10 protein-coding genes are annotated in these 12,687 nt (G+C 73.9%); all 10 read right to left on the bottom strand.

Translation table 11 applies throughout. The features are described from left to right. Nucleotides 1-14: 14 nt before the first annotated feature. The 10 genes from OO52_RS35365 to OO52_RS35325 all read right to left on the bottom strand — a co-directional run bounded on the left by OO52_RS35365 (nt 15) and on the right by OO52_RS35325 (nt 12,681). Nucleotides 15-764, bottom strand: coding sequence for a spherulation-specific family 4 protein (locus tag OO52_RS35365; protein ID WP_030649663.1), 750 nt, complete (start codon nt 762-764; stop codon nt 15-17). Continuing rightward, nucleotides 752-1,711 (bottom strand): NAD-dependent epimerase/dehydratase family protein, encoded by a 960-nt coding sequence (locus OO52_RS35360; protein WP_030649666.1) that lies wholly within the window; start codon nt 1,709-1,711, stop codon nt 752-754. Before OO52_RS35360 ends, OO52_RS35365 begins: the two co-directional genes overlap by 13 nt. Before the next feature lie 177 nt (nt 1,712-1,888). Then, a complete protein-coding gene (locus tag OO52_RS35355) occupies nt 1,889-3,565 on the bottom strand; it encodes a hypothetical protein (protein ID WP_420711455.1) in 1,677 nt (558 codons plus the stop codon). After that, nucleotides 3,562-5,319: a DUF3492 domain-containing protein gene (locus OO52_RS35350; protein ID WP_078877406.1), complete on the bottom strand. Its 1,758-nt coding sequence runs from the start codon at nt 5,317-5,319 to the stop codon at nt 3,562-3,564. Before OO52_RS35350 ends, OO52_RS35355 begins: the two co-directional genes overlap by 4 nt. A gap of 243 nt (nt 5,320-5,562) precedes the next feature. Continuing rightward, nucleotides 5,563-7,200, bottom strand: coding sequence for a dipeptide ABC transporter ATP-binding protein (locus tag OO52_RS35345; RefSeq protein WP_037629862.1), 1,638 nt, complete (start codon nt 7,198-7,200; stop codon nt 5,563-5,565). Beyond that, nucleotides 7,197-8,195 (bottom strand): ABC transporter permease, encoded by a 999-nt coding sequence (locus OO52_RS35340; RefSeq protein ID WP_030649678.1) that lies wholly within the window; start codon nt 8,193-8,195, stop codon nt 7,197-7,199. Before OO52_RS35340 ends, OO52_RS35345 begins: the two co-directional genes overlap by 4 nt. After that, nucleotides 8,192-9,274: an ABC transporter permease gene (locus OO52_RS35335; RefSeq protein WP_030649681.1), complete on the bottom strand. Its 1,083-nt coding sequence runs from the start codon at nt 9,272-9,274 to the stop codon at nt 8,192-8,194. The genes OO52_RS35340 and OO52_RS35335 overlap by 4 nt, the downstream gene beginning before the upstream one ends. Nucleotides 9,275-9,278: 4 nt before the next feature. Further along, complete coding sequence (locus OO52_RS35330) at nt 9,279-10,997, bottom strand: ABC transporter substrate-binding protein (RefSeq protein WP_030649683.1); 1,719 nt, start codon at nt 10,995-10,997, stop codon at nt 9,279-9,281. A 191-nt stretch (nt 10,998-11,188) separates the two neighbouring features. Beyond that, nucleotides 11,189-11,284 (bottom strand): Ms4533A family Cys-rich leader peptide, encoded by a 96-nt coding sequence (locus OO52_RS54360; RefSeq protein ID WP_309550493.1) that lies wholly within the window; start codon nt 11,282-11,284, stop codon nt 11,189-11,191. 56 nt (nt 11,285-11,340) lie between these two features. Beyond that, entirely contained in the window at nt 11,341-12,681 is a 1,341-nt protein-coding gene (locus tag OO52_RS35325; RefSeq protein ID WP_199820038.1) for a DUF3152 domain-containing protein, read from the bottom strand. Between the last annotated feature and the right edge of the window lie 6 nt (nt 12,682-12,687).

The raw sequence follows: 12,687 nt of genomic DNA, 5'->3' as shown, positions 1-12,687 counted from the left end.
TGCCACGGCCTTCTTCATTCCGAGACACCCATTCCGACTCGCGAGACGATGTCGTCCCAGTAGCCGGGCATGCTCTCCCAGGGGTCCACGCGACCGTCCCTGTCCGTACGGTCCGTGAAGTAGATCGTGGCCGCCCCCTGCCAGCGGGCGATCCGCAGCGCCTCGTCCAGGTGACCGCGGGGCACGCCGTGCACGAAGTGGCAGAAGCGGTCGGGCGGGTAGTCGGCGGTCCACTCGGCCGCCTGCGACCAGCGGTAGTCGGACCAGGGGCCGCTGAAGGTCACCAACTGATCGGCGTTCTCGGCGTAGCCGGGGTGCGGGTGGCGGCCGTGGCCGAGGACGATGTGGGCGGTGTCACTGATCGCCCGGAGCGTGGTGGTCGCGCGCCGTACCTCGGGGAGCGCGGTGCGCTCGGTGGGGCAGCGGTCCAGCAGGAAGCCGTCGACGCCGTACCAGTCGAGGTGGCGGTGGGCGTCGGAGAGCAGCTCTGCGAAGGCGCGGGCGCCGTAGGTGAGGTCCAGGTGGCCGAGGACGCGGACGCCCGCGGCGCGCAGCCGGCCCGCGGCTTCCAGGCAGTGCGGGTCGGGGCGGGTGCCGGGGCCCGCGGCGACGTCGAGGACCACCCAGTCCAGCGGGGTGCCGGGGCGGGTGAGTTCCGCCCACTGGGCCGGGGCGACGAGCGGGTGGGCGTAGCCGGGAATGCCGAGGGCGGTGCGGACGCCGGTGCCGGTGGCGCCCGCTGTGGTGCTGGTCAGATGCGGCATGCCGCCTCCATCCAGATGTCGGCCAGGGACTCTTCGAGGTTGATGCGCGGCCGCCAGCCGAGCCGGTCGCGCGCGGTGCGTACATCGGCCTGCTGCCAGCTGCCGCAGCCGTCCGGGTACGGGTACGCCACCGGGAGCCCGTGCTCGGACTCGGCGCGTGGGTGCCCGATGGCGCCGCGCAACGGCCCGGGCGGGGCGTCGAGTTCATGGAGGGCGCCGCCGTATCCGGCCACGCGCGCGAGGACGGCGGCGGCGTCTCTGAGCCGGACGGCACGGCCGGAGCCGATGTTGATCACGCCTTGCGCGGCGGAGAGCGAGGCGGCGTGCACGGCCCGGGCGACGTCGCGGACGTCGACGAAGTCGCGCTGGACGCCGAGGCCGCCGAGCTTGAGTTCGCCGTCGCCGGACTGCATGGCGCGGCGCATGGCCTCCGCGAGCCGGCCCAGCGGGGAGCCGGCCGGGGTGCCGGGGCCGGCCGGCGAGAAGACGCGCAGCACGACGGCGTCCAGGCCGGAGCCGAGGACCAGTTCGGTCGCGGCGAGCTTGCTGACGCCGTACGGGCCGCCGGGGCGCGGTACGGCGTCCTCGGCCGTGGAGGAACCGGGCTGGCTGGGGCCGTACTCGGAACCGCAGCCGATCTGCACCAGGCGGGCACCGCAGCCGCTGCGGCGCAGGGCCTCGCAGACGGTGGCCACGGCGACCGTGTTGTGCCGGGTGAGGTCGCGGGCGCCCCCGCGCGTGGCGCCGGCGCAGTTGACGACGACTCCGGGGTGGACCGCGTCGAGGAAGCGGGTGAGCGCGCCCGGGCTGCCGGTGGCGAGGTCGAAGCGGACGTCGGCGTCGTCGCCGCGGCCGAGCGCGGTGAGCTGGACGGCCGGGTCGGCGAGCAGGCGGTCGGCGACGAAGCGGCCGATGAATCCGTTGGCTCCGATCAGCAGGACCCTCATCGGGCGGCTCCCGGGGTGTGCGCGCCGGTGGTACCGGCCGTCTCGACGGCTCCTTCGGCTGCGCCGGGCGTTCCGGCGGTCGCGGACGCTCCGGGTCGGGAGGTGGTCATCTGGTGTTCTCCTTCAGGGGGGTCGTGCGGTTGCCTCCGGCGGTGCGTCGGGCCGGTGGCGGAAGGTTCAGTCGGGAGCTCCCGTCGGCGCGTGGGCCGAGGCCTGGGTGAGGGTGCGGCCCGCGTGCCAGAGCAGGGCCAGGGCCGCGGTGCCGCAGGCGAGAGCCGGTACGGCGGCCTCGCCCCAGGCGCCGGCGAGGGTCTCGACGGGGACCGCCAGGAAGGCGCAGCCGGGCAGCCGGCCGGCCAGTGGCAGCGCCAGGGCCGCCGCCTCCGTGGCCGCGGCGGCGCCGAGCGTGAGGGCGGGGGCGTGCCGGTGGCGGTGCACGGTGAGCAGGCGGGCGAGCAGGAGCAGGGCGCCCAGGGTGAGGGCCTGCGGGTAGGCCGCGGACGTGTGCAGGAGGGCGCCGCAGAGGGCGAGCAGTGCGGCGAGGGCGCCCAGGAACAGGGCGAGCACGCCGAGCAGCAGGGGTCTCGCGGCTGCCGTGAAGTCCTCCAGGCCCCGGCTGCGGGCGAGCCTGCGGCGGGCGCCGGCCGCGAGGAGGTGCGCCGACCAGGCCGCCGGGGCGCAGGCCACCAGGAGGGCCAGGACGGGTGCGGTGGCCGTGGGCCAGGGGCCGTCCGGGGCCGTGGTGGGCGGCGTGTCGGGGCCGCCCGTCAGGACGGCGTGGAGGAGGCCGTCGCCGGCGAGGGCGTACCCGAACAGCCAGAGCGTCCACGCGCGCGTGCCGACGGTGGTGCCCCAGGCGCGCCTGCCGGGCGGGCCGGCGAGCGGGCCGTGCCGCAGTGCCGCCCGCGTGGCGAGGGCGACGGCGAGGACGCCCCCGAGGGCCACCAGCCCGCGGGAGTGTCCCTGGGTGAGGCGCAGTCCGGTGACCGTGGCCGCGCCGAGCGCTCCGGGCAGGAGGACGAGCAGGACCCAGCCGACGCGGACCCGGGGCACCGGCAGGGGCTCGGCCTCCGGGCGTGACTCGGCGGTGCGCGGCACGCGCGCGTACAGCTCTTCGGCGAGCGAGAAGACGTCACGGTGGCGGAAGCGGGCCGCGGTGCGGTCGGTGACGCCGTGCGCCTCCAGCCCCGCGGCGATCTCCAACGGGTCCACGGCCCGCTCGCACAGTTCCCGGTGCCGGTGCAGCAGGGATTTCACCGGGTCGACGGACCCTCGGCGGGGTGCGGGGGCCCGCCGTGGGGTGCTCGCTCCGGCCCTGGCGTCCGGTACGGCATGGGGGGCGGGCGCGGTGCCGGGGGCTTGCGCGAGCTGCTCGGCGGAGGCGGCCGGTGATACGAACTCCCGCACGGAGCGCTGCCCAGCAGGGACGTCCGGCGAACCCGGGACCTGCTCAAGGGGCTGGCCCTGCCGGTCCGTCCGCCCGGTCGCGTCACCGGTGCCGTGCGCGATGTCCGACGGCACCCGCGCCGCAGGCCTCGTGGCGGCCTCCGCCGAAAGCACCCGCGCGGAGGTCGTGCTGGCGGCCCCTGTCGACGGCTCCCCTCCTACGACGTCGTCGGGCGCGCCCGCCAGCCACTCCCCCGACCGGGCGTCCCACGGATCGGCCCCGATCGGCATCCCCGGCCGGTCCGGGCCCGTACCCGGCCCACCCTCCAGGCCACCCAGTCCATCGGCGGCGACACCGTCCACGGCGTCCACCGCGACCGGCTCCCCCCGCTCGCCCACCAGCCCGGGACCGAACTCCGCGTCGGCGAGAGCCCTGCCGGGCGTGCGGGTGCTGTCCCACTCGTTCATCGGGCGCCCTCCGTCGCCAGCGGGGTCGCCCGGACCGGGGTGTTCGTGGCCCAGGTGGGGAGGCCGCGGGGAAGGACGCGGGGTGTGGGGCCGGTCCAGTGGCCGGGGACGTGGGACTCGGCGGGGGCGGCGAACGGCAGGGGTTCGCCGGACTCGTCCAGGACCACCCGGCGGACCGGGCAGTGCGAGACGATCTCCAGGTAAATGCCGTGAAATGCCGCGATGTTCTGCTCGACGGTGAACAGTTCGAGCGCCCGGGCGCGTGCGGCGGCACCGAGGCGCTCACGGCGCTCGGGGTCGCGCAGCAGCGCCACGCACGCCTCGGCGAGCGCCCTGGGGTTGCGCGGTGGCACGACCAGTCCCGTGCCGCCGATGACCTCCACCACCGCGCCCACGTCCGTGGACACCGTGGCCCGGCCGCAGAACATGGCCTCGACGAGGCTGATCGGGAAGCCTTCCACGACGCTGGAGAGGACGACGACCGCTCCGGCGGCGTACGCGTCGGGCAGCGTCGGGACGTCGGGGGCGCCGATCTCCTCGAAGGAGACGGGGTTGTCGCCCACGGCGTGCGCGCCCTCCGCCTCGTCCGGGAAGAGTTGCGCGGCGAGCGCCCGGCAGTGGCCCAGGTACGCCTCGCCCTCGGTGCCGTAGGGCGCGCCGACGATCCGCAGCCGCGCCTCGGGCTCCTCCTTGCGCACCTCCGCGAAGGCGTGCAGCAGCGACACCAGGTCCTTGGCGGGGTCCACGCGCCCCACCCAGACCAGGGTGTGCGGATCGGCGCGGTCCGGGGACTCGCCGACCTCCGTGAAGCGGTCGGCCGCCATGCCGGGGTACACCGTACGGATCCGGGCGCGGTCGGCGCCGCACCGTTCCTGCCAGCGGCGGGCGTGGGCGTTGCCCGGGGTGAGGATCTCGGCTCCGCGGTAGACCTCGGCGGCGAGCCGCCCGTGGAAGGCGCCGAGCAGGGCGCGCACGGCGGGGGCGGCGGTGTCGGGGCCGAGGGTCAGGTAGTGCGAGCGCAGCTGCACGCCGTACTCGGTGACGAGCAGCGGTACGCCGGAGAAGTGCCGGGCGAGGAGGCCGCAGAGGGCGGCGGGGCCGCCCGAGGTGGCGTGGCAGAGGTCGGCCGCGCCGAGGCCGTCGTCGCCGTACCAGTCGAGGGAGAGGGGGCGCAGGGCGCGTTCGAGGTGCGCGGCGACGGTGAGCAGATCGGGTACGCGCGCCTCGCGCGCCGTGCGCAGGGCGCGAGGGGCGCGACAGGCGCGTTCCAGTGTGCGCACGGCCGCGTCGGAGCGCAGGGCGCCGACGAGTCCGCCCTCCTCGCGGGCGAGTTCGGCGAGCGCGTACAGCGCGCTGCCGAAACGGTCCGCCAGATCGGTGGAAGCGTCCTGCGACCGGATGTCCGGCGCGCGCCCGGAGCCGGCCCCGTCACCTCCCGCGCCCTGGGCCCCGCTCCCGTCGGCCCCGGCGCACACCGCCGCCACCAGCTCCCCGTAGCACTCGGCGAAGCGCCGGCGTGCGCGTCGCCCGTACGCGGTCCCATGGTCCTCGGCCGTCCACAGCGGCGCTGTGCGGACCCGGCTGACCTGCGGTGGGAGCGGAACGCAGCCCTCGGCCTCCTGGTGCCGGCCGCGGCTGAGCGCGTAGACGTCGAACTCGTGCTGGTCGAGACCGCGCACGAGCCGGTCGCACCAGAGCATGGCGTCACCGCCCACATAGGGATAGCCACCCTCGGTAAGCAGTCCTATGCGCACGTGTGCACCCCCGATCTCCCGTCTGGGGAGCCGCCGTTGTCCTGGCGGCTCGCAGCGGGACGAACGTAAGGGGACAAGGCGGTGGTGCGACGGACGGTTGTCCGTCGCACCACCAAAAGGGGTGAACGGTCGTAACTTTCGCGTGCGGGTCGCGTTCCGTCGCGCTAGGGGATCAGCCGGTGATCGTGCGAGCGCGAAACGTTACGCCAACCCGGGACGCGGGGCCGCTGGGGCGCCCGCGTCCTACACCGCCGCCGGTTCGCGCCGGGCGGCGCGCCGCCGGGCCGCGAGTTCCGGGTCGAGCGCGGGTACGGCGGCCAGGAGCTGCTTGGTGTACGGCTCGCGCGGGCTGTCGTACACCTCGTCGGCGGGTCCGTACTCGACGAGCCGGCCGCGCCGCATCACCGCGACCCGGTCGCTGACCTGGCGGACGACGGCGAGGTCGTGCGCGATGAAGACCAGGGCGAGGCCGAGTTCCCGCTGGAGTTCGCCGAGCAGGGCGACCACCTGCGCCTGTGTGGTGACGTCGAGCGCGGAGACGGGCTCGTCGCAGACGATGGCGCGCGGCTCGGCGGCGAGCGCCCGCGCGATGCCGATCCGCTGGCGCTGTCCGCCGCTGAACTCGTGCGGGTAGCGGTCGTAGTGCGCCGCTTCGAGCCCCACGCGCTCCAGCAGTTCGGTCACCCGCCCCCGGATGTGCTCCTCCCCCCGTTCGCCGCGCGCGCGGAGCGGGTCGGCGATGGACTCGCCCACGCTGCGCCGCGGGTTGAGGGAGGAGACGGGGTCCTGGAAGACCATCTGGACGGACGGGTTCACGCCGGTGTGCGGGCGCCCTTCGTAGCGGATCTCCCCGGCGGTGGGCTCCAGCAGCCCGACGAGCATGCGGCCGAGCGTGGTCTTGCCGCTGCCGCTCTCGCCGACCACGCCGAGGGTCTCCCCCCGCCGGACGGTCACCGAGACGTCGTCCACGGCCGCGAACGCCCGCTTGCCGCGCCCGAACTCGCGCCGGACGCCGGTGGCCTCCAGCACGACCTCGTCGCCGGCCGGTGAGCCGGTGCGGCGGGCGTCCACGCGCGGGACGGCGTCGAGCAGTTCACGGGTGTACGGCTCCGCGGGTGCCGCGAGGATCGCGCCGACCGGGCCGCGCTCGACGGCCCGGCCGTTCCGCATGACGAGGACGTCGTCCACGCTCTCGGCGGCCACGCCCACGTCGTGGGTGACGAGCAGCAGGCCCATCCCGGTCTCCTCGCGCAGCCCGTGCAGCAGGTCGAGGATCTGCGCCTGGACGGTGACGTCGAGGGCGGTGGTCGGCTCGTCGGCGATCAGCAGGTCCGGCTCGCAGGCGAGGGCCATGGCGATGAGGGCGCGCTGGCGCATGCCGCCGCTGAACTCGTGCGGCCGGGACCGGGCCCGCCGTGCCGCGTCCGGGATCCCGACCCGTTCCAGCACCTCGACGGCACGCGCGCGTGCGGCGCGACGCGACACGCGCGCGTGGACGCGATGGACCTCGGCGATCTGGTCGCCGACGGCGTAGTACGGGTCGAGCGAGGACAGCGGGTCCTGGAAGACCATGGCCGCCTTGGCGCCGCGCAGCCGGCGCAGCTCCTCGTCGGAGGCCGCCTGTACGTCGGTGCCCGCGACCCGCACCGAGCCGCCGACCCGGGCTCCGGTGCCCCGGTGCAGGCCCAGCAGGGCGCCCGCGACCGTGGACTTGCCGGAGCCGGACTCGCCGACCAGGGCCAGGGCCGCGCCCTTCGCCAGGCGGAAGGAGAGCCCGTCGACGGCGCGCAGGGCGCCGAACTCGACGGTCAGGTCCCTCACCTCCACCAGGGCGCCGTCCGTCGCTGCCACGCTCGCGTCCGCCGCTTCCACCAGGTTCATGCGAGTACCACCCGTCGGTCGGCCACCGCGTACAGGACGTCCGCGACGGCGTTGGCGAGGACCACGAAGAAGCCGGTCACCAGGACCATGCCGACGACCACCGGCAGGTCGACGACCTTGACCGCGTGCACCAGCTCCTGGCCGATGCCGGGCAGGCCGAAGAGGGTCTCGGTGAGGACGGCGCCGCCGACGGCGGAGCCCACGTTGTTGGCGTTCAGCGCGATCACGGGCGCGAGGGCGCCGCGCAGGGCGTGCCGGCCGACGACGGAGCGCTCCGCGACGCCGTACGCGCGGAAGGTGCGGATGTGGTCCTCGGCGAGGGTCTCCAGCATGGCCGCGCGGGTGAGGCGGGCGAAGGCCGCCGCCTCGATCAGGGCGAGCGAGAGCCAGGGCAGCAGGAGGTTCCACGCCCACTGCTCGGGGTCGTCCGAGAAGTTCACGTACTGCGGGAAGGGCAGCAGCCGCAGTTCGCCGCAGACGACGATCATCAGCACGAGGCCGATGACGAAGACGGGTGTGGCCGTGCCCGCGAGGGTGACGGCGGTCAGCACGCGCTCGGAGACCCGGCCGCGGCGCCAGGCGGCCAGCACACCGGTGCCGATGCCGAGCAGGAGCCACAGCACCATGGCGCCGATGACCAGGGACACACTGACCGGCAGCTTCGCCAGGATGATGTCCAGCACCTGCTGGTCGGTCTGGTACGACTGCCCCAGGCAGGGCGCGGCACAGTGCTCGACCGAGGTGCCCGTGGAGAAGTCCTGGCCGGCGAACAGCCCCTGGAGGAAGTGCCAGTACCGCAGGTAGAGGGGGTCGCCGAGCTTGAGCTGTTCGGCGACCTGGTGCACCTGTTCCGGGGAGCAGCGCGGGCCGCAGGTGATCTGGGCGACGTTGCCGGGGGTGACGTAGAAGACGACGTAGACGATCACCGAGATGGCGAGCAGGGTGACGATCGCGCCGGCGGCCCGGCGCAGCAGGAATCCACCGAAGCCGCTCATGCGGAGGCCTCCTTCTCGGTCGCGTTCCCGGCCGCCCCGCGGGTCGCGCCGTCGGTCGCGTTCGCGGACACGTTCCCGGGCGCGTTGCCGGCCGCGGTGGAGCCCTTGCGTCCGGTGCCGACGCGCAGGCGGGAGGCGGCGCGCGGGTCGAGGGCGGTGCGCACGCCGTCGCCGAGGACGGTGAGGGCGAGGACGGTGACGAACAGGGCGCCGGCCGGCAGCAGCAGGTACTGGGGTGCCGCCTGGTACCAGACGTCCGCGGCGGTCAGCATCTGGCCCCAGGACGGCGTGGGCGGCTTCACGCCGACGCCGAGGAAGGACAGTGCCGCCTCGACGGAGATGTTCGCGGGCACGAGCAGCGCGGCGTACGTGATGACGGGCGCGGCGAGGCCGGGCAGGAGTTCGCGGCGCGCGACGCGCCAGGTGCCCCAGCCGCTCAGCCGGGCGGCGGAGACGTAGTCGAGGCCCTTCAGGGAGAGGGTCTGGGCCCGCACGATCTTCGCGATGGTGCCCCAGGCGATCAGGCCGATGACCAGGGTCACCAGGACCGGCCGGGGGAAGCTGGAGGGCACGATGGCCAGCAGCGCCAACGACATGATCATCAAGGGCATCGAAACGATGACGTCCGTGGCCCGGCTCAACAGTTGATCAACCCAGCGGTTGCCGAGCGCGGAGGCCACGCCGACCGCGACCCCGATGGCGACCTGGACCACCGTCGCCGCGAGCGCCACGCCCAGCGACACCCGGGCGCCGTAGACCAGCCGGGCGAACATGTCCCGTCCGGTCTGCGGTTCGACGCCCAGCCAGTGGTCGGCGCCGATGCCGCCGAAGGAGCCGATGGGCACGCCCCCGCGCGCGGAGTCGATCAGGGACGGGTGGTAGGTGGTGGGGTCCTGGCCCTCCAGCGCGGTGAGCAGCGGCGCAGCGAGCGCGACCAGGACGAGCAGCGCGACGACGGCCGCGGCGACCAGGGCGGCGCGCTGCGCCCGCAGCCGCCGCCAGAACTGACGTGCCCCCGAGACCGCCGGGACGGGGGTGCCCGTCCCGGCGGTCTCGACGACGGCAAGTGCCTCGCTCACGGCGCTACTTCACCGCGACCTGGGAGATGTCCAGGACGCCGGTCCAGTCGCTGATGACGACGTTCTTGACGTCCTTGCCGTACAGGCGCTTGTAGACCGGGTGGAAGAGCGGCACGACGAGGGCCTTCTCGCCGATCTTCTTGTCCAGTGCGCCCCAGCGCTGCGCGGCGGCGTCAAGGTCGGTCAACTTGTTGATCGCGTCAATCTCGTCATTGACCGACTTGTCGTTGAGCTGGCCCGTGTTGAAGTTCGCTCCGTCCTTGACGATCTGCCGGCCGTCGAAGATGGGGGCGAGGAAGGGGCCGCCGGAGGGCCAGTCGGCACCCCAGTGGGCGAGGAAGAGACCGGGCTCGGTCTTCACGTTGTGGATCTTGTCCCCGTAGTCGTTCTCCTCCAGGCCCTGAAGCTTGACCGTGATGCCGGCCTTCTTGAGGGCGTCCTGGACGGCGGTGGCGATCTCCGGGCTGGTCTCGAAGTCCTTGCTGTTGGAGTGGGTCAGCGTCAGGGTGAGGCCGTTCTTGTAACCGGCCTTGGCGAGCAGCTCCTTGGCCTTCGCCGGGTTGCCGGAGGCGCCCGCCGGGAACGGGTCGTACGGCGTGTAGCCGAAGGACTTCTGGTTCGGCAGGAAGGTGGTGGCGGGCTCGGCGAGGGCGCTGCCGCCGGCCGCGTTGACCACGGAGGACCGGTCGATGGCGTAGGCGATCGCCTGGCGCACCTCGGGCTTGTCGAACGGCTTCACCTTCGGGTTGAAGGCCAGGTAGTCGGTGTAGCCGAAGTGGCCGGTGCCCACGCGCGCGGCCAGCTCCTTGTCGCCGGTCACCTTGGCGAGTTCGGCCGGGCCGAGGTTGGTGTCCGTGGTGACGGCGGCAGCGTCCGCACCCTGGGACGCGGACAGCCGCTGGTTGATCACCGAGGAGTCCAGGCCGGAACGCACGTCGATCCGGTCCGGGAACGCCTTGCGCTCCTCGTCGGTCGCCGCCGACCAGTGCGTGTTGCGCTCCAGGACGAGGTGCTCGCCGTCGTTCTCGTTCTCGACGACCTTGTACGGGCCGGACGAGACCGGGTGCGACTCGTACTTGGTGCCCGTGTCCTTGCTCTTGGGCACCGGGGTGAACTGCGTCTGCGTGGCGAGGTACGGGAACTCGCCCTCGGGCTTGTTCAGGTGGAAGACGATCGTCCGGGAGTCCGGCGTCTCGATCGCGGACAGGCCCTTCTTGTCCTTGTACGGCCCCTGGTAGCCGGCGGCGCCGACCAGCCAGTCCCGCAGGTAGGGGGCGCCGCCGGAGAGCTCGGGGGCGAAGGAGCGCTCGATGCCGTACTTGATGTCGGCCGAGGTGATCGGCGTGCCGTCCTCGTACTTCAGGCCCTTCTTCAGGGTGTACGTCCACACGGTCGCGTCCTTGTTGGGGCGCCCGGTGTCGGTGGCGAGGTCGGGGACGACCTTGGCGCCGGCCGCGCCGTTCTCCCGGTTGCGCGTGGTGAGGGTGCGGAAAACCAGTGAGGGAACGTTTCCGCCGCCGGAGGTGTACAGCCGCGCGGGGTCGAAGTCGGACTGCGGCTGCGAGTTCAGGACCGTGAGCGTGCCGCCCTTGTGGGGCGTGGAGTCGCCACCGGCGCCCTTGGCATCGTTGTCCTCCGGGCCGCAGGCGGCGGCGCCCGCTGCCACGACCAGGCTGACGGATGCCGCTGCCACGCGGCGCGCTATGACGGACGGTTGACGCATCGGAATGACGACCTCTCGGGGTGACGTGGCGTGGTTGGTCGAGGGTTTCTCGACAGATGAGACATGTGGACGAGGAGTGAGACGTCTGCGGACAGACGTCGGCCCCGGCGTCGGGTCGTCGAAGAAGTCCGTGACACGGTCACGGACGAAAGGGAGAGAAGAGTCGCGACGCGAACGCCGGGGAGGCGGCGTCAGCGACAGTGAATGTCGGCCACGCAGAGCGCGGTCACGCCGATGAGCGCCAGCTCGATGGCGGCGCTGCTGCAGACGGCATGACTAGACCACATGGGCAGAAATATGAACGACCGTGCGGCTGATGTCAATGTGACACAAGCGGCGCCTGTCAACTCCCGGGATACGGCCAAGGGTTGGGCCGGCAGTGGATTCCGTCGTGGTCCAGGAACTTGGTCTGCTGCTGCATGACGGGCGCCAGCTCGCCGTCCTTCTGGCAGCTCACGTGTCCGTTGCCGAGCCGGTGGCCGACTTCATGGTTGATCAACATTTGCCGGTACGCATGGATCCGGTCACCGTATGTCTTGCTTCCTTGAGCCCACCGGTACGCATTGATCATGACGCGTTCGGTCGCGGCCGAGTCGCAGGAAACGTTGTCCTCCGTGGTGTCCAGGCCCGACTTGGCGCACCACTTCGCCGTGGTGCCGGGGCTGGCCAGCGTGATCACGAAGTCCGGCTTGCCGGAGGAGATCCGCTCGAAGGTACGGGCACCGCCGTGGGCCCAGCTCCGCTTGTCGTTCAGGGTCCGCTGCACGGCCTCGGCGAACAGCGCGCCGTCCAGGCCGAGCCCCTGCTCGACGTCGACGCGGTACCGGTACTTCTGCCCGGTGCCCGGTGCCTTGTCGACCCCGGGCACGGCGTCGAACTTCCCCGAGCCCTTCGACGCGGCGCCGAGCGGGTACTTCTTGCCCATCTTCTGGTCGTACGTCAGCGTCACCGCGCTCGGCGCGACGGAGGGCGTCGGTGCGCCCCGGACGTCGCCCGGGAGATCCGCCGCACCGGCCTGGTCGGCGGCGGACCGCGATCTCGCGCCGGCGTCGCCCTGCCCCTTGGTCACCTGTCCGGCGACGACCACCGCCAGCACGGTGGTGACGGCGGCCGCCGCGATGCCGGTGAAGGCCCACCCCTTGTTCCCGCCGCGCTGCGCGGGCACACCGCCGCCGGCCGCGGAGGCCCCGGCGTCCCCGGTGTCGCGTGGGCCGTCTCCGGAGCCGTCGAAGGCTTCCAGGTACTCCTGCCGGGGCCCGGGGCGGCGCCGCGCCCCACCCGGCCCCGGGGCACCCGGCTCCGCCTGCCGCTGCCGAGGCAGCACGACACCGGGCCCGCCGGTGCCGGCCGGCCGCCCGGCGAACTCCCCCCAGCCGCCGCCGGCTTCCCGCTGCTCGGGGTGCCCGCTCCGCGCACCCTGCGCCCGAGCACCACCGGGAAACCCCGGCACTCCACGGGCCGGAGTGCCACCGGGAAACCCCGGCACACCCTGCGCCGGAGTGCCGTCGGACGGACGAGGCGCACCCGTGGGGCCGGCTCCCGGCAGCCGGGCCGCGCCGCCCCTGTCCCCTCTGTCACCCTCGGAGCGCGCACCACGCCCGTCCTCGGAGCGCGCACCGCGCCGCTCCCCCCGCCGTGCGGAATCGCTCTTCGGGGCCGGTCCGCGGCGGCTGTGACGTCCCACCCCGGA

This window comes from Streptomyces flaveolus (assembly GCF_000716535.1).
In the GTDB taxonomy this organism is placed as follows: domain Bacteria; phylum Actinomycetota; class Actinomycetes; order Streptomycetales; family Streptomycetaceae; genus Streptomyces; species Streptomyces flaveolus_A.
The sequence above is the reverse complement of the archived record's forward strand: the minus strand, read 5'-3'. Positions and strand labels throughout refer to the sequence as shown.

Excerpts from the sequence above, each read along its gene's own strand:
- OO52_RS35365 (WP_030649663.1), bottom strand. The coding sequence starts at position 764 with ATGCCGCATCTGACCAGCACCACAGCGGGCGCCACCGGCACCGGCGTC.
- OO52_RS35340 (WP_030649678.1), bottom strand. The coding sequence starts at position 8,195 with ATGAGCGGCTTCGGTGGATTCCTGCTGCGCCGGGCCGCCGGCGCGATC.
- OO52_RS35360 (WP_030649666.1), bottom strand. The coding sequence starts at position 1,711 with ATGAGGGTCCTGCTGATCGGAGCCAACGGATTCATCGGCCGCTTCGTC.
- OO52_RS35330 (WP_030649683.1), bottom strand. The coding sequence starts at position 10,997 with ATGCGTCAACCGTCCGTCATAGCGCGCCGCGTGGCAGCGGCATCCGTC.
- OO52_RS54360 (WP_309550493.1), bottom strand. The coding sequence starts at position 11,284 with ATGTGGTCTAGTCATGCCGTCTGCAGCAGCGCCGCCATCGAGCTGGCG.
- OO52_RS35355 (WP_420711455.1), bottom strand. The coding sequence starts at position 3,565 with ATGAACGAGTGGGACAGCACCCGCACGCCCGGCAGGGCTCTCGCCGAC.
- OO52_RS35345 (WP_037629862.1), bottom strand. The coding sequence starts at position 7,200 with ATGAACCTGGTGGAAGCGGCGGACGCGAGCGTGGCAGCGACGGACGGC.